The 24587-nt window shown below is 49.7% G+C and carries 12 protein-coding genes and 1 pseudogene; 3 read left to right on the top strand and 10 right to left on the bottom strand.

Annotated features, from left to right (window positions below; all coding sequences use genetic code 11):
- Positions 1–138: 138 nt before the first annotated feature.
- Positions 139–657, bottom strand: a complete 519-nt coding sequence (locus tag EC843_RS10085; protein ID WP_064543679.1) for a hypothetical protein — start codon at positions 655–657, stop codon at positions 139–141.
- A complete protein-coding gene (locus EC843_RS10080; RefSeq protein ID WP_064543681.1) occupies positions 654–1439 on the bottom strand; it encodes a winged helix-turn-helix domain-containing protein in 786 nt (261 codons plus the stop codon). Before EC843_RS10080 ends, EC843_RS10085 begins: the two co-directional genes overlap by 4 nt.
- A gap of 627 nt (positions 1440–2066) precedes the next feature.
- Here EC843_RS10080 and EC843_RS10075 point away from each other — a divergent pair.
- A complete protein-coding gene (locus EC843_RS10075) occupies positions 2067–2675 on the top strand; it encodes a helix-turn-helix domain-containing protein (protein ID WP_064543683.1) in 609 nt (202 codons plus the stop codon).
- Between the two features lie 74 nt (positions 2676–2749).
- On the opposite strand, the gene EC843_RS10070 is transcribed toward EC843_RS10075, so the two are convergent.
- The 3 genes from EC843_RS10070 to EC843_RS10060 all read right to left on the bottom strand — a co-directional run bounded on the left by EC843_RS10070 (position 2750) and on the right by EC843_RS10060 (position 7774).
- Positions 2750–4123, bottom strand: a complete 1374-nt coding sequence (locus EC843_RS10070) for an HlyD family type I secretion periplasmic adaptor subunit (RefSeq protein ID WP_064543685.1) — start codon at positions 4121–4123, stop codon at positions 2750–2752.
- Complete coding sequence (locus tag EC843_RS10065) at positions 4110–6281, bottom strand: type I secretion system permease/ATPase (RefSeq protein WP_243739143.1); 2172 nt, start codon at positions 6279–6281, stop codon at positions 4110–4112. The genes EC843_RS10070 and EC843_RS10065 overlap by 14 nt, the downstream gene beginning before the upstream one ends.
- Positions 6282–6430: 149 nt before the next feature.
- Complete coding sequence (locus EC843_RS10060; RefSeq protein WP_133522183.1) at positions 6431–7774, bottom strand: TolC family outer membrane protein; 1344 nt, start codon at positions 7772–7774, stop codon at positions 6431–6433.
- Positions 7775–8299: 525 nt separating this feature from the next.
- Here EC843_RS10060 and EC843_RS10055 point away from each other — a divergent pair.
- Both EC843_RS10055 and EC843_RS10050 read left to right on the top strand, forming a co-directional pair.
- Positions 8300–16756, top strand: a complete 8457-nt coding sequence (locus EC843_RS10055; RefSeq protein WP_133522182.1) for a retention module-containing protein — start codon at positions 8300–8302, stop codon at positions 16754–16756.
- A gap of 85 nt (positions 16757–16841) precedes the next feature.
- A pseudogene (locus EC843_RS10050) lies at positions 16842–17033 on the top strand (hypothetical protein); the annotation flags it as partial.
- A 574-nt stretch (positions 17034–17607) separates the two neighbouring features.
- On the opposite strand, the gene lapD reads toward EC843_RS10050, so the two are convergent.
- The 5 genes from lapD to EC843_RS10025 are packed head-to-tail and all read right to left on the bottom strand — an operon-like array spanning position 17608 to position 24189.
- Positions 17608–19545: a cyclic di-GMP receptor LapD gene (gene lapD / locus EC843_RS10045; protein WP_121814965.1), complete on the bottom strand. Its 1938-nt coding sequence runs from the start codon at positions 19543–19545 to the stop codon at positions 17608–17610.
- A 9-nt stretch (positions 19546–19554) separates the two neighbouring features.
- Positions 19555–20232 carry a cysteine protease LapG gene (lapG, locus tag EC843_RS10040; protein WP_133522181.1) on the bottom strand — a complete coding sequence of 226 codons (678 nt, stop codon included), beginning with the start codon at positions 20230–20232 and terminating at the stop codon, positions 19555–19557.
- A gap of 16 nt (positions 20233–20248) precedes the next feature.
- Positions 20249–21097, bottom strand: coding sequence for an amino acid ABC transporter substrate-binding protein (locus EC843_RS10035; protein ID WP_064543700.1), 849 nt, complete (start codon positions 21095–21097; stop codon positions 20249–20251).
- 1 nt (position 21098) lies between these two features.
- Positions 21099–22004: an amino acid ABC transporter substrate-binding protein gene (locus EC843_RS10030; protein WP_133522179.1), complete on the bottom strand. Its 906-nt coding sequence runs from the start codon at positions 22002–22004 to the stop codon at positions 21099–21101.
- Positions 21994–24189 (bottom strand): EAL domain-containing protein, encoded by a 2196-nt coding sequence (locus EC843_RS10025; RefSeq protein WP_064543703.1) that lies wholly within the window; start codon positions 24187–24189, stop codon positions 21994–21996. The genes EC843_RS10030 and EC843_RS10025 overlap by 11 nt, the downstream gene beginning before the upstream one ends.
- Positions 24190–24587 lie beyond the last annotated feature (398 nt).

Below are 24587 nucleotides of genomic sequence, written 5' to 3'. Positions count from 1 at the left end.
AAATTCACTCTCAGGAGGCATGCTTATTTATTATAAACTGAATTATCCCGCAGCGTAATAGCGTTATGTAATAGCTTTGTACTTAGGTAGGATAAATATCACCTTGGCACCAGGGGGCAATATTATCCTGGGCAAATCTTACTCGTCCTCAGGCAACATGTACTTCTGGCAGTATAAATAGGGAATACCTTCGCGGGTGATGAGATCGGCATCTTTGTTCAGGGTAAAGATATCGATATCTGTCACGCCAGCACTTTTGAGATAAAAGTCAGGGAGGAATTGCTGGAGTACCCCTGAAGGCGCGGTTTCGCGGTTTGATACGATTATCTGGCGAGATACCCAGACAGGGCTGAGCCCATAATCCGCATGGGTAAAGAGGATGGTTCGCTGGACGGTATACTCCTCCTGGGCACTTACATTAATGATGCCGTTAATGTGGGCAATGCCTTTGCCGTCGCCGGATTTAAAATCGATAATCCCACGGAAAGAAGCCTTATCTCTGTTTATCTGTAACGTCGCACGGCAGACGAGATTGTGTCGTGCGTCATTGGGCGGTTGATAAAGATACACCGCCAGGCCGGTTACAATCGCGACGCAGACTAAAAAAATGACGCGCGTCTGGGTTCGGAGTGAGGAGATCGCGGTGAATATCTTCATTGACTATCGTACCGAGGATAATAGACGGATTGGCAGGAATTACCGCGTGATAACTCCATACTGGTGGTGCATAGAATGACTGAAATATTTTTTGTTTCTGGATACGCAGTGATATAGAGGTAGTTATCGTCCTGGCACATATCAGGATGTTCCTGGATGAATTCCTTATGGCGGAGATGATTACTGGAATCTCCATTGAAAAAGTAATGGCATTGTCCATCATATTTCATTGGCGAAACATAGCCGGAAAAATATTGTTCGTTGAATACGCGGGGATAGATAATGATGCCGATGATTATCACGGTGGCGATAATCATCCACCATTCCGTCAGATTTAAAATAGAACGCTTATCATTTGTCGCTTTATAAGGTAGCGATTCAGTAATGGTTTCTGAGGGTGATGGTTCCGGTTGTGCTTCTGGCACTGGGTCCTGCTGTTCTTCCACGCTTATTTCTCGCTGGATGATAAGACCCTTACGTGGAACAGTGGTGATTATTTGTTTCTCAACATTCATTTGCGCAAAAGTTTTTCGCAAAGAAAGAATGCTTTGATAAAACGCGTTAAAACTCACCTGCCTGTGGCTTTCTCCCCATGCGAACGCGAGCAACTCATTCTGCGTGACAATGGCACCATGGTTTCTGAGCAGCAACAAAAGGCATAACGCAGCAGTTGGCTTGAGTTTTATCTGTTCGTGGCTATCCATATGCACCAGAGACTGCTTTGCAGGGATGAATAGTATTTTATTTTCAATGAGATAAAACAGATTATCTGCTTCGGGCATGCTCGTTAACTCAGGCTGGTATTTACACGTGTCATTATAAGCATATTGGTGCAGGGAATAACCTTATGTTTCATCTGACCTGCACCGTGTTGCGCTTTATTTCAGCTATTCACAATACTACTAACAAATAACACACACATAACGAACATTAAAACTAGCTTTAAATCAATATGTTACATATTTTTAGGTTTTCTTTTTTAATTGCAAAGAGAAAGATCCCGCCGCAAAGATGAAAAACATTACGTTAAACCCGCAGATAAATATACTCAGACACATAACGGCATAAAAGTTGACACCTGGAAGATGTTCTTCACGGTCAATGCACTCGATTGTGCCGCTAGAATATAATACCTGAGTGTTTTACTCGCCTTTACTCACCGCTAAATACCTCTGTTTATAACAATGGGTGAGTTATTGCGTATTATTTTACCAGGTAAACTATAAGTTTGATCATTTAAAGTCGCCTGGCAGCGGCCTTAAAAACGTTGGCTTATTAAGTGCAGGTTTGCCCTTATATCCTATATTGATATAAGTGAAGAGTAATGAGTTATCAAATTGCTTAAGGGCAGTCTCCTTCACTCAGTGAATGGAGATAATCTATATCCACAATCTAAGTAAGAGAAATTGATGTCCAGCCTTAACGTAGATGAATCGGTCATGCTCATTGGCGATGAATTAAAAAGATCGGAAAATGCGTATTTTTCGTTGCGAAAAAAACGTCAGCGCATTGAGCTAAGAAAGGACGGCAATTTATTTTTCCTGGAGAAAGGAACAGTCTCCGTATACCGAGTCGAAAATGATCTCGTCACGATAAGCCTCGCAGCTCCAGCAATACTTGGTCTGGCGCAGATGCGTAGTGAAGTGGCGTCGCATTATTTACGATGTGATTCTGACTGTGAAATGTGGGTCATGAGCACCGCGAATGCCAATGAGCTGCTGACGAAAAAGAGCTTATGGATTCACGCGTTTGATATTTTAACCAGCCATCTTCAGCGCTACTTCCAGCGTGAAAATATGCGTTCTCATAAAACTATCCGCGAAATTGTGACGGAACATGTGAAGCATATTTGGTCTCTTGAACCTGAGATCCGCGAAAAAACCTCGGTATATACCTTTATCCTGAGCCGCAACCATATCTCGCGCAGCGCGATTCATAAGGTTTTGCAGGAGTTAGTGAACGAGGAGAAATTGTCTTTGAATCGTGGGAAGTTGGCGTCTTGTAATTTTAATTCGTAATGTCGGGGGCGCAACACCTTCCCGACCTACGATTCTGGTAAAAAACCGCAACGTTACCCGTTGCGGTTTTTTTATTATCTTTCCCGTAATGCCTCAGCCTTTGCCCGAATAATCGGCTTCAGCAGATAACTCAGAATCGACTTCTTACCCGTCAGAATATCAACCGTCGCCACCATCCCCGGAATAATCAACATCGGGTGCTCTTTGCTCCCAAGGTAATTCTTATCGGTTCGCAGGCGCGCAACGTAGTAACTGTGGCCTTGCTTATCAGTGACGGTATCCGGGCTAATTTGCACCAGCTCACCGTTCAGGCCGCCATACGTGGTGTAATCGTAAGCGGTGAATTTCACCACCGCATGCTGTCCTGGGTGCAGGAACGCGATATCGCGCGGCTGAATTTTCACTTCAATCAGCAACTTGTCATCAAGCGGAACAATCTCAACCAAATCACTGCCTGGCTGGATAACCCCGCCAATGGTATTCACCATCACCTGCTGCACAATACCGCGCACCGGTGAAACCACCATGGTGCGGTTCACCCGGTCTTCCAGTGCTTTGCCCGTTGCTTCGGCTTTACTCAGGTTGGTGCGCGCTTCATTGAGTTGCGATAACGCATCGCTCTGGAAGCGGTTACGGCTTTCACCAATCTTGTTCTCAATCTCTTTCGCTTCCGACGCAGACTTCGGCAGGGAAAGCGTAATAGAGTCCAGCATCCCTTTAGTTTCTACTTCGGTGCGGCGTAAACGCAGGATCTCGACTTTAGAAATCGCGCCAGACGCCAGCAACGGCTCAGACATTTTGATCTCTTGTTGCAGCAAACCGAGACTGTGTTTGTACTGATCCTGTTTCGACTTGAGGTCGCGCAGTTCCTGTTGTTTCTGCACTAGTTGCTCTTGCAGACCTTCAATCTCATTCTGGAACTGACGGTGACGGCTGTTAAACAAATCAACTTCGCCACGCGCCACTTGCGGGGCGAGCTTGACGATGTCATCTGAAATCACAAAGTCTTTGTCCTCCGCTTCTGCGGTCAGACGGTCAATCTTCGCCTGTAAGCCGAGCTTGTCCGCTTCGGTTTCGCCGACGTTTGACGCAAATCGCGTATCATCCAGGTGCAGCAGCGGTGTTCCGGCTTCAACGATTTGCCCTTCATGAACAAACAGTTCCGTAACAATACCGCCTTCTAAGTTTTGGATTTTTTGCAGACGAGAAGAAGGGATGGCCTTGCCTTCGCCACGCGTCACTTCGTCCAGCCTGGCGAAACCCGCCCAAATGAATGCCAGCACCACTAATGCCAGAATCGTCCATAGCGTCAAGCGGATAACACGCGGGGAATCATCAATAAGTGCATGACTTACCTCATTAATGTTATCAGCCTGATTTTCATCGCGCCCCTGAAAATAGCGGCGCAGCGGCTCACGATAACGGGAAATTAACTCAGCGAGACGCATTGATTTGCCCCTTCTTCAGCGCATCCATCACAATGGCTTTCGGGCCATCGGCAATAATGCGTCCTTTATCTACAATTATCAGGCGATCAACCAGCGTCAGCATCGACGCCCGGTGAGTCACCAGTAACAAGGTTTTATCGGCAACAAACGGCACCAGCGCCTGTTTAATCTTGTCTTCACTGGTGTTGTCCATTGAACTGGTCGGCTCATCGAGCAACAAAACTGGCGGCTCGAGTAACAATGCTCGTGCCAGCGCCACCGCCTGGCGCTGCCCGCCGGATAACTGCATCCCGCGCTCACCCACTTGCAGGTTGTAGCCATCAGGGTGAATGCGTGCGAACTCGCTCACGCCCGCAATCTCAGCGGCGCGCAGCATGGTTTCGTCATCGACATAACGCGCACCAGTGACCAGGTTATCGCGCAGCGTGCCATTAAATAGCTGAATATCTTGAGGAACGTAGCCAATGCTATGGCGCAGGTCGTTAACGTCCAGTTGGCGGGCGTCGACATCATCAATCAAAATATTGCCGCTGGAAGGCTGGTAAAGGTTGATGATGAGCTTGCTGATGGAGCTTTTGCCGGAACCGCTACGGCCAATAATACCGACGCGTTCGCCCGGTTGAATGGTCAGGTTTATCTTGTGCAGCGACGGGTTTTTCTGCTCGGGATAACTGAAATCGACGTCTTTAAACTCAATGCTGCCACGGAAGTTTTCGCGTTTCAGCGGATGCTCATGCTCGCGGCGTTCTTGCGGCATCGACATCATTTTTTCTGTGCTGTTGATGGTCAGTCGCGCCTGCTGATAACGGGCAATTAAACCGGTGAGTTGCCCCATTGGCATCAGCGCGCGGCCATTCAGCATGTAGCAGGCAATCAGGCCACCCATACTCAACTTGCCGCCAATAATCATATACACGCCAACAATAATCATCAGCACGCCGGACATTTGCTGGAACCAACCGGTCAGGTTACTGGCAAAACTCGACAGCGTTTTGACGCGCAATTCCAGGCGGCTTAAGCTGCCAAGCGTCTGTTCCCACTGGTACTGGCGCTCGCTCTGGGCGTTGTTCACTTTAATCGCATCAAGGCCGCTGAGTGTTTCAATCAGCAATGCCTGGCGTTCGCTGGCCAGGCTCATGGTTTTGGCAACGGCGGCATTCACCGGTTTCTGCAACGCCCAACTGATCAGCAGCGCGATAGGGAAGGTGAGCAGCGGGATCCACGCCAGCGAGCCGCCGATAATCGCGATCACCAGCAACAGCACCAGCGTAAACGGCAAGTCGATAAGCGTGGTCAGCGTCAGCGAAGAGAGGAAATCGCGCAGCGACTGAAATTCATGAATATTCTGTGCAAAGCTACCGACACGCGCCGGGCGGGCTTTCATCTCCATGCCGGTAATGCGCTCAAAAAGCGTGGCAGAGATAATCAGGTCGCTCTTTTTCCCGGCAATATCGAGGCAAATACCGCGCAGCATTTTTAAGATCAAATCAAACACGAACGCCAGGCAAATACCGACCGCCAACACCCATAACGTCACCGTGGCATGGTTCGGCACCACGCGGTCATACACGTTCATGGTGAACAGCGGCGTGCCCAACGCGATCAGGTTGATCAGCAAACTGGCGAGCACCGCATCCATATACAGGTAACGCGACAGCATCAGCGTATCTTTGAACCAGGATTTGGTGCGCGGCAAGAAGGATTCAGACTGCAAATCAAACTCATGGCGCGGATGGGCAAAAATCACCTGTCCGGTGTAGCTTTCTTCAAGGATTGACGCATCAACGCGAATTTCACCACCTTCGCTTTCGCTTGGCATCACACGCGCGGAACCGTCGGCGTTCCAGCCGAGCAATACCGCAGCTCCACCCTCGCGCAGCATCAGAATCGCCGGTAACGACATGGCCGGGATTTTATTAAGCGCGCGTTTAATGATGCGCGCTTTTAACCCGGCACGTGCCGCAGCACGCGGCAAAATGGTCAGCGTCAGGCGGTCGTTCTCCAGCGGCAAGCCACTGCTTAAAGTTGAACGGCTTGCCGATTTACCATGCAAAGTGCAAAGCACCAGCAGGCAATCGAGTAGGGGATCGTCATGGCGGCTGCGCGGATCATGATAATGCGACTCCTCCAGTGGAGGAGCCTCTGTCATTGTATTCATGGGTTCAACTTGTAAATTCATTGATGAGTTTTGTCGGATGAACGAAATAATTTTTGTCGGATGACGCTGCGCTTATCCGACCTACAAATACGGCGAAATTGCCTTTGTAGGGTGGATAAGCGCAGCGTCATCCACCATTGAACGCGAAATTAATTAAGTTCTGGCAACGTATTATTACTCGCCGAATCAATTGGCTGAGCTGCTGGCGTTGGATTAACTTTCAGGTCTTTTAATAATTCACCCATGCGCGCGGAAATACGGTAGCCGGACGATATTTCCAGATAACGTAATTCAACCAGGCGGCGTTTAGATGAGAACACTTCGTTTTCACTGTCTAATAAATCCAGCAGTGTTCGTTCGCCGAGGCTGAATTGATCCTGATAAGCGGTACGTACTTTTACACTGCGGTCGGCATATTCTGCCGCTGCCGGTAATTGGTCGCGGGCATTTTTTAATGCCGTCCATGCCAGGCCAATTTCCTGATTCATTTGGCGCAGCGTGTTATTTCTCACGTCCTGTGCTTGTTTTTGCAAATAAGCTCGGGAATCCATCGTGGCTTTATCGCTACCGCCCTGGTACAGGTTGTAATGCAGTTTCACCATCGCTTGCCACTCTTCGGCATGGGCACGCGTGGTATCGGTATCGTTACTCACGCTATGGGCAAGGGAAACATCAACACGCGGATAAAACGTTGATTTTGAAGCTTCATATTGCTGATGGGCGGCTTCAATATCGGCGTTAGCCGATTTCAACAGCGGGTTGTTGGCTTCCATCACCTGTTTAGCGTCCTTCAGGGATTTCGGCAGCTCAGCCGCAATATTCTCAGGCAAGCTCAGGTTTTCTGGCTCTCTGCCAGTCACGCTGGTAAACGATGTTTTGGCATCTTCAAGGTTGGTCTGCTCAGTCAGTAAATTGTTTTGAGCCTGTGCCAGACGAGCCTCTGCCTGCATTAAGTCGCCAGAACGCCCCACGCCTTGATCGGTGCGCAAACGAATCTGGTCGTAGATACGTTCATGGTTGGCTAAATCGTCTTGCGCCAAATGAACATATTCTTCGCGTTGCAACACATCGAGATAAGCCTGAACCACTTCTAATGCCGTGGTTTCGCTAATATTCATCACGCTAAAGGCGCGCGAATCAACGGTGGCTTTCTGGCGGCCCACTTCACTGGTGGTGGCAAAGCCGTCGAAGACATTCTGGTCAAGACTGACGGTGGCATCATTCGGGGAAAGATTCATCCCGTTATTATCACCACCGGCACGCGTCGTCGCGTCATCGAGGTTCTTTTGACCCGCTTCGGCATTTAAATTTAAAGAAGGGAGATAACCGCCGCGTGCCGCACGTAAATCTTGTTCCGCCGAATAGCGGCTATTTACCGAAGCGTTCACTTCTGGATGAGTGGATAACGCTTGCTTGACGGTATTCGGTAAGCTTTCTGCATTAACAGAATGTACAGATAAACAACCCAGGATAAAAACAAAAAACTTCTTCATTTTATGAAGCCTTATTACATGCGTTAACGATATCCCTATATCACGCTTTATATCCCCTTCATTCTTCGAGCTGCATATGCGTTGGCTGCGTTCACTCACCCGAATCACTTACCTTAGTAAGCTCATCGGGATTCCCTCGCTTGCCGCCTTCATGCAACTCGAATTATTTTGGGGAATTCCATTTCTGTTTTTAACACGAAACATCATATCAATTAACACGCGGTGTTTATCTGTCAGGAATTAAACAGACTTTCATTCGAAATGAAATTTAATGTTCTGTAATGTGATGTTTCACTTTGTGTCATTTTTGATTATATTTAGAACTCAGTCAAGCGCACGATAATAGAATTCTAATAACTGTGTTTTTTTCTACATTTATAAATTAGCGCCAAATGAGCAATGTCCATTAATGGGCATTTATGGCTATATTTGGCGATATTTAGTGAATGAAAGAATAATGTTATTAATTATTTAAATTATCGAAAAACAATACTAATAAAATCCAAAATAATTCGAGAGGGTACGGTGAGCAATTTACTCGGTGTAATCAAAGCAGTCATTGGTCAGGTTTATGTCATCGAAGCCGATGGCTCACAGCGTCTCTTGAAAGAAGGTGACAGAATCTACAGTGGTGAGGAAATTGTCACGGGTGCCAGCGGAGCGGTTAGCGTCGCTTTACCGGATGGTAAAACGCTGGATCTTGGGCGTAATAGCCACTGGACAGAGCATGGCCTGAATGCGGTAAGCAGCGCCGCACATGACACGCAAGATGTCGCCGCCTTGCAAAAAGCTATTGCCGACGGTGCTGACCCAACACAATCATTAGAAGCGACCGCCGCGGGTAACCAAGCGCCCGTGCAAATTGAAGGCGGTGGTGGCGGCCATACTCTGGTGCAATTAGATTTAACCGCGCAGGTTGTTGATCCAACAGCCGGTTTTAATACTCAGGGGCTGGGCGCGCCGACCTGGGAACATAACTTACCTGAAGGCGGCTTAAACGCTGGCTCACCTCCGGTTCTACCTCCGCAGGTTCACATCGACGAATTCGCGGGCAACGACGGTTACGTTAACAAAAATGAAATAAACCACGCCCACATTAGCGGCACCAGTAACCAGAAACATGTCACGCTGACTTTCACTGATAGCCAAAAAAACACATTGACGTTTGAGGTGGATGTTAAAGACGGGCACTGGACGGCGGACCCCGATTTAACCGCTCTTGCGGAAGGCGAAATTAACGTTATCGCCACGGCTACGGATATCTCCGGTCGCACCGCGCAAAGCACTACCGATGCGCTGATTGATATCGTCGACCTGCACGACACCATCACCATTGATGATGTTACCGCTGATAACGTGATTAATATCGCTGAATCCCATGAAGCGAAAACCTCCGTTCACGGCACCGTCGGCGGGGATGCCAAACCAGGCGATAAAATTACCCTGTTGGTGAATGGCCACGAATATAGCGACGTGGTTATCGACCTCGGGAATGGCGCACTGGGTTATCGCATCGACGTATTAACCCCAGACTTGCTGACTGACCCAAATATTCACGCCACCGTCACCTCAACTGATGAAGCCGGAAACACCACTCAGGCGTCGAGCGATCACCATGTTGATCTCGATTTCGATATTCATAATTCGATTACTATCGAAACCATTGCCAACGATGACATCGTCAACCGCAACGAATCGCGTATGCCGACGATGGTGACCGGTGTTGTGGGCGGTGATGCGCAAGCAGGCGACCCGGTAACGGTGACCGTCGGTGACCGTGATTTCCACGGCGTGGTGGTCAACGATAACGGCCAGTTGCGCTATGAAATCCCGGTACCGAGCAATCTGCTACAAGAAGGCAATAACGACATTCAGGTTCAGGTAACCAGCCATGATGCGGCGGGTAACGAAGCCACGGCAATCGAACACAAGAACCTGGTGCTCGACACCCAGGCTGAAGCCACCGTCACCATTGATAGCGTCACCAAAGACAACGTTCTTAATCACAGTGAACTGGACGCCGCAAAGCAGTGGGTTCACGGCACCGTCGGGGGCGATGCCCGCGAAGGTGATGCCATTGATCTGGAAATTAACGGTAAGCATTACAGCGGAAAAGTCATCTACATCAGCCCGAATCAACTCGGTTACCAGATAGCGGTCGAGCCACACGACTTTAGCAATAACAAGGGTGAAGTGGACGGCTTTGTGAAAGTCAGCGTTAGCGTTATTTCGCACGATGCCGTTGATAACGAAGTGATTGAAAAAACACAACATAAAGTTCAAATCGACAACCACGCTAACGCCACGATCACCATTGATGATGTCACTAAAGACAACGTGCTTAATCACGATGAACTGAATGCGGCGAAACAGTTTGTTCACGGCAATGTCGGCGGCGATGCGCGAGTGGGAGATGTGGTCGACCTTGATATTCGCGGCAACCATTTCACCGGTACCGTGGTGGATTTCGGTAATGGGGAATTAGGCTATAACATTCAAGTCGACTCTGCGGCGTTTAGCCGTAATCAGGGGGAAATCGACAGCAAAGTTAAAGTCCATGCCACCATTAAATCCCACGATGATGTGGGTAACGTGACCATTCAGACCACCGAACACACGGTTTATATTGATAACCACGCTAACGCCACCATCACCATTGACGCGGTCACTAAAGATAACATCCTCAATCATGATGAGCTGGCAGCGAAAACCCAGTTTATTCATGGCGTGGTCGGCGGTGATGCCCGTGAAGGTGATGTGGTTGATCTGGTGATTAACGGCACGCATTTCCGTGGCGAAGTGATTGCCATCGGCAATGATCAACTGGGCTATAACATCCCGGTCAACCCGCGCGTATTCAGCGATAACAAAGGTGAAGTGGACGGCTTTGTCAAAGTGATTGCCAGCGTCAAAGCACACGACGCGGCGGGTAACGAAGTGGTGGAAACCACGGAATATAAAGTTCAGATCGACAACCACGCCAATGCCACCATCACCATTGAGGATCTGACTGACGATAACATCCTCAACCACAATGAACTGAGCGCGCCGAAGTGGTGGGTGCACGGTGTGGTGGATGGTGATGCGGCGGTTAACGATCGCGTTGATATTGACATTAATGGCAATCATTTTACCGGGGAAGTGTTTGATATCGGCAATGGTACATTGGGTTACCGCATTCCGGTTGATTCGCGAATTTTCAGCAATAACAAAGGTGAAGTGGACGACAGCGTCAATGTGCACGCCAAAGTGACCTCCCACGATGCCGCGGGCAACGTGACCATTCAGACCACCGATCACACGGTTTATATTGATAACCACGCCAGCGCCACGCTGACCATTGACGATGTCACCGCAGACAATATCCTCAACCACGCTGAACTGGATGAGAAAGAGCACATCATCAGTGGCGTTGGCGGTGGTGATGCGAAGCCGGGAGATGAAGTGGTCATTGAAGTTAACGGTATGAAATTCACCGGCTACCTCGAAAATGACCTGAGCTACCATATTGCCGTACCGTCGGCGCAGTTCGCTGATAATAACGGCAAGATCGATGAAAACCTCACGTTCAAAGCGACAATTACTTCCCATGATCTTGCGCATAACGAAATTGTCGTTACCACCACGCACACACTGCATATTGATAACTTTGCGGTAAACGATTTCACCATCGATACCGTGGCGGGCGAAGACTGGGTTAGCAAAGCGGAATCTCAACAGCCTGTCATTATTCGCGGCGACGTCACCGGCGTGGATGCCAAAGATGGCGATCCGGTCGTGGTGCGGGTAGCAGGTGTGGAATATTCAGGTGAGGTGAAAACCGACGCTGGCGGCCATCTGTATTACGAAGTTCCGCTGCCTGCGGGCACGCTTCATGATGGGCTCGTCAATGTAGAAGTGTCTGTCACCAGCCACGATGCGCTCGACAACTATGTCACTACCACGCACACGCACGATATTGCGGTCGACACTAAAGCGGCAGCCAGCATTCATATTGATAAAGTGACGGTTGATAACGTGCTTAATCACGACGAACTGGCGCAGCCCAAAGTGATGATCACGGGTTGGGTGGATGGCGATGCCGCAGTCGGTGATAAGATTGTTATCGAGGTTCATGGCATTCCCTATCCAGGCAAAGTCATTGCTCTGGATAACGGAAAAATTGGCTTCAAAATTGAGGTTGATAGCGGCTCGTTCAGTGATAATTACGGCAAGATTGATACCGATGTGACCTTTAAAGCCACGATCACCTCCCACGACATTTTGGATAACGAAGTCACCAAAACCACCACTCACACCGTCCATATTGATAACCACGCCGTAGGCAATGCGACCATTGATCTGGTGACCGGCGATAACGTTATTAACCACCTCGAATCAAAACAGCAGCACACACACATCACGGGCACCATTACCGGCGAAATTAATGTTGGCGATAAAGTCTTCATCACCGTCAATAACATCAGCTATGAAACCACGGTCATCCAGCTGCCCCATCAAAACGGGGCGTTGGGCTACAGCCTGGATGTGGTCACCAAAGATCTGCTGGCCGACCCTTACCCAACGGTTCATGTAGTGGCGCACGATGCTGCCGGTAACGAAAATCACATCGACGTGACCTACCAGGTCGATATTGATCTGCAAGCGGAAGCGACGATTAACATCGATCCGGTAGCCGGCGACGATAAGATCAACGCTGATGAATCAACTCACGAATTCACCACGGTATCCGGCACTGTCGGCGGCGATGTTAAAGAAGGGGATTATGTCCACCTGGTGATTAACGGCAATGAGCTGACGGCGAAAGTGACCAAAGACGGCAATGGCAACCTGGTGTGGACCAAAGAGGTCAGCACCCACGACCTGATGGTTGATCCGCACTTTACCGCTTCTGTCACCGCCACTGATAACGCCAATAACGTGGCTACCGCGCAGGCGGACAGGACAGTGGAGGTTGATACCAAAGTTGAAGCGGTGATCACCATTGATAAGGTTTCGGGAGATGACACCTTAAATGGTGAAGAGCTCAACCATCACTACACGCTGGTGAGCGGCACGCTGAGCGGTGAAATGAAGCCGGGCGACGAAGTGGTATTGAAGATCAACGGCCATGATTACCCAGGAAAAGTTGAGCAGGATGCTAATGGCGACATGGTTTACAACATCCTGGTAGAAACCACCGATCTTCATCAGGACCCGAATATTCACGCCAGCATCACGGTGGAAGATGATGCACACAACGTTGCTACTGCCACCGCATATCGGCCAATAAATATCGACGATCATGCCGATGCTTCGCTGACCATCAACACGGTTTCTGGCGACGATACTCTTAACCAACTGGATCAAAAATACCCGACCACCACCGTTTACGGCAGCGTGGGTGGCGAAGTCCATCAAGGCGATGTGGTACATGTTTTCGTCAATGGCCATGAATACACCGTCAAAGTTGAACCGCAGAAGTATCTCAATGGCGGCCTCGGTTATTCCGTTGAGGTGAAAACCTCCGGTTTGGTGGCCGACGGGCATATCGAAGCCTTCGTCAGCACTGTGGACAACGCCGGAAACACCATCACGGTACATGCCGATCACGACGTCAAACACGATGACCAGGCAGTTGCCACCATCACCATTGACAAGGTGACTGACGACGATGTGATTAATAATGCCGAAGCGCACCAGCCGCACACCACCATCACCGGTCAGGTGACGGGTGACGTTCATCTGGGGGATCAGGTCACTCTTGATGTTAACGGGGTGCACTACTACGGCGATGTTATCGATCTCGGGACTAAGGGCCTCGGTTACAGCATTGAAGTCAGCACCGATGATCTGATTTCTAAAGAGAACCCGACAATACATGCCTCAGTCACCGGCTACGATGAGGTGGGTAACACCGTGCTGGCTGAAGCCGACCACGATGTGGTGGTTGATACGCGTGCCGATGTCCACATTACGGACGATAGAGCCGATGGTGATAACGAAAACGGACCTGACCATTATTACGTGACGGGGCGTGTCACAGGCCTGGATGTGCAGGAGCATGACCATGTTCTGATAACCATTGGTGATAAGACCTTTGACACCGAAGTGATTAAACTCAAGGGCGGTGGTTTAGGGTTTAACTATGCGGTTTCTCCATCCATTGTCTACGCTCATCCAGATATCCAGATCGAAGTCACCAGCACCGATAAGTTCGGCAACACGACGACGGCAGTTGATCATATCCAGGCGCATCTTCCTGCTTTCGTTAACAATAATGGCAATACCACGCCGCCGGATAACACGCCGGAGCATCACGATAAACCTCATGCGGAAATCACCATCAGCCCGATTGCTGGTAACGATGTTGTCAACCAAATCGAATCTGAGGCAGGTAAAACGGTGATCCGTGGCACCGTCAGTGGCGATGTGCAGCCTGGCGATCACGTCATGCTGCATATTGGCACGCAAAATATTGAGGTTGAGATTAAAGAACGCCCTAATTTGCCTGGTGAATTGGGCTATGAGATTGCAGTCGATACCCAATATTTGATGGATCACCCGGATATTTCGGTTAGCGTCAACGCGCACAATGAAGACGGTAAGACGATGAAAGTGGATGCACATAAAACTGTGCAGGTTGATACCGATGTGACGGCCGAAATTCACCTCGATACCATTGCGGGCGACGACATTATCAACATTGTCGAAGCCCAAAATGGGGTGACTACCGTCACCGGTACCGTCAAAGGTGATGGCATCCATGACGGCAGCAATGTGACGCTGATGATTAACGGTCACCAGGTGACCACCCAGGTGCATACCGACAGTAACGGGGAGTTGAGATTCAACCAGAAAGTCAGCATTGCCGATCTGCGCCAGGACCCGCAGGTCTCCGTTAGCGTCACCGCGCATGATCACCAGGGCAACACTTTGACGGTGAGCGACGATAAAACCATCACCGTGGATACGGACGTTTCAGCCAATATCTTTATCGACAAGGTCACTGACGATAACATCCTCAACCTGGCTGAAACCCAGCAGCCAAAAACCACCATCAGCGGCTATGTTTCCGGCGATGTGAAGCCGCATGAGCATGTCACGTTGAACGTGAATGGCGTGGAATATAAAGACGTTGAGATTGATGACAACCTGAAATATTCGCTTGATGTCTTAACTGATGATTTGAAGAAAGGCGACACCATCACAGCGCAAGTGACCGGCCATGATGATGCTCACAACATCACTGTCGGTCACGCCACACAGCATTATTCAACCGACCTCGCTGCTGCCGCGACCCTCACCATTAATACCGTTTCTGGTGACAATATCCTCAGCGCCAAAGATCTGGGCGCAGAATTTACCGGGATCAGCGGCACTGTCGGTGGGGATGCCGCAGTGGATGACAAAGTGACGGTGATACTTAATGGCATCCCGTATGACACTAAAGTGATCGAACTGCCGAATATGAACGGGCAGTTGGGCTACTCGCTGGATGTCAAAACTGACGATTTAAAAGTGGAGTTACAAAACCACCCGGATATCACGGTGACGGTATCCGGCAAAGACGACGCCGGTAATGACTTTAGCCAGAGTGCAAGCAAAGCGGTCAGCATTGACGACCACGCCGTGGTGACGCTGACCTTCGATAACGTCACGCAAGATAACATCCTTAACCTTGTCGAAAGTGGCAAAGCCACCACGGAAATTAGCGGCAAAGTCACTGGTGATGTGAAAGAGAATGACAAAGTTATTCTTACCGTTAATGGCCACGAACTGCCTGCGGCGCTGCACAGTGATGGGCATGGTGGGTTCATCTTCAAACTGGATGTGGCTACCTCAGAGTTGCTTGCCGATCAGACGATTACCTACCGAGTGACTGGTGAAGATGACGTCGGCAATACCTTAACGGTCGTCAAAACCAACGACATCACCATCGACCAGCAAGCGGCCAACAGCATCCATATCGACACTCTTGCCGGTGACGACAAGGTGAATGCTGCGGAGCATAGCAACCCTACCACCCTGGTCACAGGCACAATCACGGGCGATGCGCAGAACGGCGACACCGTGACGTTAACGCTTAATGGCACACAACTGCCAGGCGTGTATACCCTGCATGATGGCCTGAAAACCTTTGAAATTCCGGTGGATAACCACCTCTTAAAAGAGGGGGATAACAAGATTGATGTCACGCTCACCGGGCAAGATAAGCCTGGTAACGTGGCGACCTCGACTGATACTCACCATATTGAGCTCGACACCCACGCCGACGCGGTGATCGCCCTAGATAAAGTCACCGGTGATAACCACATTGATGGCGATCGCGAAGCCCGTCACACCTTCACCCATATTACCGGCCACATCACCGGTGAAGTGCAGGATGGCGACCAGGTGACGGCAATGATCAACGGCAAGCCGCACCACACCAACATTTACTTAGAAAACGGTGAAATGAAGTATGACCTTCCGGTGCATACCTCGGAGTTTGCGGCCGGGCATAACAACGTGACGGTCGTGGTGACGGCGCACGATGCCAGCGGCAACCAAACCCCAATCTACCAGACGGTGGATGTCACGGTAGAGCCACCGCGCCACTCCGGCGACCAGCGAACGGACGTTGCAGACAAAGCCCATCACGCGGCGGCGCATGATCATGGTTTAAGCAACCTGTTTGATGACAGCCACGAACCGCTTACCTTTGCGCTGCATCCAGACGGTAAAGGCCTGCAAGGCGGGCAAGATCCTAAAGTCTTTACCGGAAAAGATGACCGCCACGACAGTAAACACGATCTCAGCTCGCTGGCTCATGAACTGCACGAAGTGAGCGACATTGCGCAGCTGATTAAAGGCGGCGCTGAACCTCATGGTGGCAAAGGCGATGCGGCAAACCCAACGCATTCGGTGCACAGCGCGGGGGATATGGGGCAGGATTCACATGGCTCATCGCACTACTCGCTGGATCACCTCATCGCAAAACCTGAGCATATTACTCACTAATTGATAGTCACCGCCCTTCACCGGGCGGTGAAATCACCGGCAATTTAAGGTATTAAAAATGAATGACGTTCAGCATCGTGAACTACTGCAAAAAAGCGACCTGGAAATGGTACGTGTTCTGGATGACCTGATTTTTCTGTTGATTCAGAAAGGGGTGATCACCATTACCGATTTGCCAGAGATGGCGCAGGTGAAGTTGATGAACCGTGCGCAGGCGCGCCAGGGATTAGGTGGGCTGGAAGATTTATTGAATAGCGACGATAACGGAATTTTCTAGTGATTAAACCACCCTCACCCTAACCCTCTCCCTGAGGGAGAGGGGATTGAACGGTGCGGGCGCTGTCTCTTAGTCACAACTTTGAAGAACAGTTCCTGCCAATTCGGAGAAGGTTCCGTTCACCAGGCGATTTAAGCCGGACCAGAAATTCAAGGTCAAAGTCAAAAACCAGGCCGGTTTTGACCTTGTTCCCGGCTTCCATCGCACCGTTTTTCACCCTTCAGTTGGGGTCACGTGGTCGGGAACCACGTGAGAGAGCGATCGTCTGGAACGAATCGCGAACGACCCCGAATGTTGGGTGAAAAACGGTGTTTACCGCTTTAGCGGCGATTGATTTGCCGGGCGCCTGGATTATCAAGGGGTTGGCGTTAACCCCTTGATACGTTCACCGTTTGCAGGAATTAAAGAGATAACTGAACGCACGGGTGAACGGAAAACCTGCGAGGCTAACAGATCTCGCCCTGACAAGATTGCCAGAGCGAGATATGACTAAGAGACAGCCTGCTAGCCAGGAGATAAGACGGTCTTCTCCCTCTCCTGTGGGAGAGGGCCGGGGTGAGGGCATTTACCCAAATTAAAACGGCGCAGGCTCCCCCAACAACTGGCCCATCGCGCCGTAAATCCCCACCTCTTGCAACACGCGCAACTCGCCTGCGGTTTCTACACGCTCGGCAATTAACGGCAAATCGATATTGTTGGTGGCACTGTGCAACACATCAATAAACAAGCGCTTATCGCTCTCAATATCAATATGGCGAATATAGCTGGAATCGATTTTCAGATACGCCAGCCCCCACTGCGAGAAATGGCCAATCATATCGAAGCGGCTACCGAAGTGTTGCAAACCCAGCCCACAACCAAACTGATTCAGCGACTTCACAAACACTTCCATCTGCGCAGGCTCCGGCAACTGGTTTTCGTCGAGTTCCAGAATTAACCGGTTGGCTAATGCGGAATTGACCTTCAACGGGTTCAGCAACTGCTTAATCGTGGCTTCATTGGCCAGCGAATGCCCCGACAAACTCAGCGCCAGCGAACCCGGGTAACTTTTCAGCTGCTTCAACGTCAGCGCCAGCATCACCTGATCAAGACGATGGCTCCAGCCAAAACGATGCACCCACGGCAGGAAACGCCCGGCAGTAATGCTATTGCCGTCTTCATCCACCATACGTGACAACACTTTGTAATGAATCACTTTCTTCGGATTTTTACAGTCCACTACCGGCTGGAAGAATAACTGGAACTGCCGTTGGCTCAGCGCATTATCAAGACGGGTAAACCACAAATGCTGATCTTCTGTCGCGGCATTGTCGATGGCGGGCACATCGTTTGTCTGGTGTGTGGTGCGCGTTTCGGCTTCGATTAATACGCGGTCAGCCTGCACGAACAGCGACTGCGGCGTATCGCCGGAATTAAAAGGCACCATTCCGGTATGCGCCACCGGGTTAATGTCCGACATGCCGGTGGCATAAAATGCCGAAAGCTGCTGGGTGAGGGCATGCTGCAAATTCAGCATCTCGGCGTGCGTCACGCCCGGGCACAGCAGCGCGAATTCACCGCCACGGATACGCGCCAGAATACTATCCGCCTTGGCGTGCTGGCTTTTCACCACGCTCATCATATCGGCGACATGCTTCAGCAAATTATCAGTATGCGGGCCGCCAAAACGCTGGTTCAGGCCACTGAGATCCTGAATACGCAGCAGCAACAAATAACCCGGCGCGGTTTCTTCATCGCTCAAACGCGACTGCATTTGCAGGTCGAACGCCCGGCGGTTGGCAACACCGGTTTGGCTGTCGAGATAGGCTTCATTGTGCAGACGTTCGCTGTGTTCAGCTTGATCCTCAAACAGCGATTTAAGCTTGGTGACCATCAGGTTCATCGCTTCGACGACACGGCGCAGCTCTGGGGTTTTCGGCAAATCGAGCTGCGTCAGATATTCGCGGCGGGTAATCGCTTGTGATTGCTCCACCATATAATTGAGTGGGCGTAACTGGCGGCGCAACAGCATGGCACCTGCCAGAATACACACGGCGCAACACGCCAGCATCCACAGCAAATTTGCCAGCGTGCTGTCCCATAAACGTTTGATGGCAAACACCGGATTGCTGACCACTTCGACGCGCGCCGCCTGTTGCCAGCCGCGCATAATCGTCGCTTCACCCGCTTGTGGTTTCACATCGACCAGGCCGACAAACCAGTGCGGCACATCCGGGATAGACGTAGAAGTGCTGCGCTCCAGAATGGTTTTGCCGTTGCTCTGGTCAACAATGCGAATCGTATTGTAGTAGCCGCTATCAAAAATCGAACTGACCATCAGCTCAATCATCGCCGGATCGTCAACATGCGGGGTCAGCGACAGGCCTAATGCGGTGGCGGCATCCTGAGCATGAGACAGCAGCTGATTAGTATATTGATCCCGCGAACTTTCGAGATTAACCACAAAACTGCCGCTGAAAATAATCAGCATAAAAACAAAGATAGCTATCAGAAGCTGTTTGAAAAGTGACACAGGCTTATCCTATTCATCAATCGGGAATCCTTCTTCGCGCATTTTTTTCAATACATCTTGCCAGCGAGAAAGGTGCTTACTATCCCCGACACGTTTATTATTTTGACTGCCAGGTAACCACAGTCCGCTATCATTAAAAGAGTAAACCGGTAATAAATCTGCACGTTGTGTTGCGGGTAAAATATTATTCGTCAAACTGTCTAAAACCACAGGGATCGCATTAGGTGTTTCATACCAGGTTAATACCATATGCGCGCGATTAAGACGGATGGCTTTAACGTAAGTAATCCGTAGTTTTTCGCCTGAAACACCTAACTGGCGTAATGTGAAATATTTAGCGATTGCATAATCTTCGCAATCTGCTTCCCCTTTACGCAGCGATTCTATCGGCGTGGCCCAATAATCAATATTATTCCAGATATCGCTATCTTCGCGGTAATGCAGCTTTTGGTTAAAAAAGAGATTCACCGCGGTTAATTGTTCAGACTCACTTTTATTGCGTTGCTGCATAAGCAATTGCTGCCAGGCATCAATACGTTTACCACCCTCAGGGCTGGCAGGGCCATAGAGGTTATCCGCGCGCTGTTGAATGGTGGTGAAATCCCAGGCGGCACGTAACGTGCTGCCCGCAAATATCAACAACACCGCGATGAATATTTTCGTAGGGTGGATTAGCGTAAGCGACATCCACCATTTCCCAGGCTTAATTTTTTAACACCACTTTTTGCGTCAACCACTTATTGGTCAACTGAGTATTCAGTGGTGAATCGAAAATGTGCTCCAGCGTTTTGTCGACAAACGCCACAAACAGCGGATCTTCTTTGCGCATCATGATGGCGTATTTCATCTTTTCACCGACAATCTCATGCGAAACCGTGAATGCTTCAGGCTTCTCGCTTTGGTTGATGAATGGATAAGCCAGGATATCATCCAGCACGACTGCTGCCGTGCGCTTCTGCGCCACCATATCGAAAGCATCGGCCACCGTATCTGAGGTAATAATCGACAGACTAAGATGTTTCTCACGATTTACCCGATTCAACTCTAACAGATCTTTAGAGCCCCGTGGCACGCTAACGGTATGGCCTTTTAAGTCATTAAGCGTCTGAATATTGTTTTGGCGTAGCGAAACAATACGCATATTGGCCGTGTAATAATCAATGGAAAACGACACACTCTTTTGTCTTTCAGGTGCATCGGTATTCACACTGCAATCAAAATCTATTTTACTGGAGTTAAGTGCTGAAACACGCTCGGTAAACAATGTGGGAATATAATGAATGTCGAGCTTTTTCAGCCCCAGAGAATGTTTTATTTCATCAGCGACTTTATTACACAGTGAAATGGTGTAGCCGGATACTTCGCCGCTATTATCCCGAAACGAAAAAGGCTCCAGCTGGCGATAGCCGATATTAATGATGTGGCTTGCTTTGATATGTTCAAGAGTGACGGAAGTGGGGGCGGCTGCCAGATAATGGGGAACACACATTAATGGCAACCACGAAACCGTTCGGAACAACAATTTAAGCCTGCTGGAAAATGTCTTTTTCATATTAGTACACATACTTAGCCGTTGTTGTGGTCAGTGCTTTGAGATCGGCCGACATCGGAATATTAAGATTTATGGCTTTCGGCGGGATCGGTGACAGGAACCAGCGCTGATAGAGTGCGGTAAAATCCTTACTGGTAATCAATGACAGCAACGTTTCATCGAGGAAACTTTTGAATTCATTGTCATCGAGCGGCAGTAATAAACCTGCGGGGATCGGCGGGCTTAACGTTTCATCAGATATTTCTAATGAGTCCGGCTCCGGGGAAAGTGCCAGCATGCCTTTCAGGATCGCTGAACTGGAAACCAGCGCCGGTAATTCACCGCTTTGCACTTCTTCAAAGGCGGCGCGGTTATTGTTATCCAGTTCAATATTTAAGTTGAGATCGTTGGTTCTGTTTATATTATGCAATTGCTCAACATAGATAGTGCCACTTTTGACCAGAATGCTATGCCCGGCTAAATCTTCGATGGTGTCGGTGTGGTTATTTTTACGTGTAATAAAGCGGGTGCTGGAGAAGAAGTAAGGGATGGAAAACTCAGCTTTCTGGTGGCGCACCTCAGAGTAAAAAGCCGGAATACACATAATATCGGTGGCATGGTTTTTGATTAACACAAACTGTGAGGCGGTGCTGCTTTTTATCCAGCGAACTTTCAGATCTTTTAATTTCAGTTTAGTTTTAATCGCCTCAACGACTTTATTACAAATCTCGATGGAATAGCCTGCTGGCTGTTTGTTTTCGACATAGGAAAAGGGGAAGGCGTCATCCTGGTAGCCGAGCGAGATGGTGTTGGTTTCGGTTATTTTTTCGAGCGTTTTCTTGCTATGCAGGTTGTGCGCCCGACACAACGGGCTACTCAGCAGCAGCAGCCCGAGAAAGAAATGGCAAAGCAAAGACTTAGACTGCATTGCAAATTTCCCCATCGATGACTCGGTTACCAAAAGTCGGTTGCAGATCTTTTTCTGGTAACGGTCGGCTGTAATAGTAGCCCTGCACATTCTGGCAAGAAATACGCCGCAAAATAGTCCGTTGTTGCTCGGTTTCCACCCCTTCTGCCGTCACGCTCATGCCATATTTTTGCGCAAACTGAATCAGCATCACCACCAGATATTGGCTGGCACTCTCTTTCTCGAGTTTCATAATCAGCGTGCGGGCAATTTTAATACGCGTAAACGGATAAATAAGCAGGTAATCCAGCGCCGCATATCCGGTGCCTAAATCATCCATTGCAATGGAAATACCCATCTCACGGATTTTCTTAAATACCGGCAGGGCAATCGACTGATCGAGTTTTTCTGATTCAGTGACTTCAATTTCCAGGCGATTAGCCGCCAGGCCGCTCTGTTTTAGGGCATCAATAATAATATCGATTAAGCCTGGGCCATGTAATTGATACGCCGAAATGTTAACCGCCACTTTGGTGGATTCTGGCCACTTAGCCGCCGCCATACAGGACTGGCGAATAATCCATTCGCCAAGACGGATAATTAAACCGGACTCTTCGGCGATATTAATAAAGTAGTCCGGGTAAATCATCCCCTTGGTCGGATGGTTCCAGCGGATCAGTGATTCGTAGCCACAAACGGTTTCATTTTCCAGATCGATAATCGGCTGGTAGTGCAGCACAAACTCATTGTTATCAATGCCGTTGATGATTTCCTGATTCACAAACACGCTATTGGTGTGCTTCATCATCATGCCATCTTCAAAGAAGTGGTAGCAGCCACGGCCACTATGCTTTGAGGCATACAAGGCGAGGTCGGCGTTAATCATCAGCGTGGTCGCGCTGTTGCCCTGATCGGGGGCGGTAACAATGCCGACGCTACAGCTAATGGCGAATGTGTTGGTGCCGTAGGTGAATGGAATACTCAACGCGCGGACAATTTTTTGCGATAGCGCGCCCGCTTCCTGGCAATTGTCTGCTTTCACGCTCTGCAAAATCGCAAATTCGTCACCGCCTAAGCGTGCGGCAAAATCCATTGGGCCTAACAGCAAAGAAAGACGCTGTGCCACGCCGATCAGCACTTCATCACCCGCCGAGTGGCCGAAGGTATCGTTCACCGGTTTGAAGTTATCCAGATCAATCAGCAACAGGTTGAATAGCTGCCCGTTCTGATTCATTTCACGGATACATTTATCCAGCGCCTGGCTAAAGGAAGCGCGGTTCGGGAAACCGGTCAGTGAATCATGGTGCGCCATGTACTCCATTTTTTGCGACATATCCTGCATGCGTTGCAGGTAATCACGCTCCACCATCGCAATACGGAGTTTTTCAATCGCTGCTGCTAACCGGCCGATTTCGTCATCCTGATCTAAGTAAGGGGTTATGTGGTCGGTTTGCTCATGAGCAATGCGCGTCAAAGAGTTAATCAACAGCGGTACCGGGCGGAACAGACGGCGCATAAACAGCGTCACCAGGGCCAGCGTGCCGAGCAAAATCAGCGCCAGAATCACCAGCGTTTTTTTGAGCATCGCGTCATAAGCCGCGTACAGCTGGCTTTTGTTGCCAATGCTGCTGATCAAACTGCCAAGGATTTCGCCTGAAGGCGCAAGAATAGGGACGGCACTGATAAAGCACTCTTTGCCGTTGATGGTGGCAAAACCAATATAGTAGTTAACCAGCACATCAGTGGCGCGGTGTCCCTTGAAGCGGATACTGGCGTCTTGCGATTCTGAGTTGTTGCTGATGCCCTGGAAGCCTTTTTCAGGCGTGTAAAGGAACAGCCAGGTCGGGTTACGGGTTTGCACTGATGCCAGAGCCAGCACATCGACAGGGTTGTAGCCGGTTTGGATTACCGAGTCGGGGTCACCCAATTTGTGTTCAGAAACAATGCGGGTTATTTGCCCCGTAGAGCTGGTCCCCACCGCGACATTGGTATACACGTTACGCACGATGTAGGTCATTATCTGGGCATTCGCTTCAGCCTGGTGTACCCATTGCTGGTAAGAGAAGCTGTCAATCAGCCCCCAGCCTGCACAGGCTCCCGCCCCAAAGGCAATAAGGATACCCGCCAGCAAAAACTGGGTAATTTTCCCGGCAATGGAATGGTGCCAACCTTTTACGCCTTTGAGCGAGATAAAACTTTTAGCCACTGATTACCAGCTTCCTGAGAATGATACTTGGGTTTGTCGGGGCTGTCGGATGACGCTGCGCTTATCCGACCTACGGTTATGGTTTTGTCGGGTGACGCTGCGCTTATCCGACCTACGGTTATGGTTTTGTCGGATGACGCTGCGCTTATCCGACCTACGGTTATGGTTTTGTCGGGTGACGCTGTGCTTATCCGACCTACGGTTATGGTTTTGTCGGGTGACGCTGCGCTTATCCGACCTACGGTTATGGTTTTGTCGGGTGACGCTTCGCTTATCCGACCTACGGTTAAGATTTTGTAGGGTGACGCTGCGCTTATCCGACCTACGGTTATGGTTTTGTCGGGTGACGCTGCGCTTATCCGACCTACGGTTATGGTTTTGTCGGGTGACGCTGCCGC

Source organism: Buttiauxella sp. JUb87, from assembly GCF_004361975.1.
GTDB lineage: Bacteria > Pseudomonadota > Gammaproteobacteria > Enterobacterales > Enterobacteriaceae > Buttiauxella > Buttiauxella ferragutiae.
Note: the sequence above shows the minus strand (reverse complement) of the source record. Positions and strands in the feature narration are given on the sequence as shown.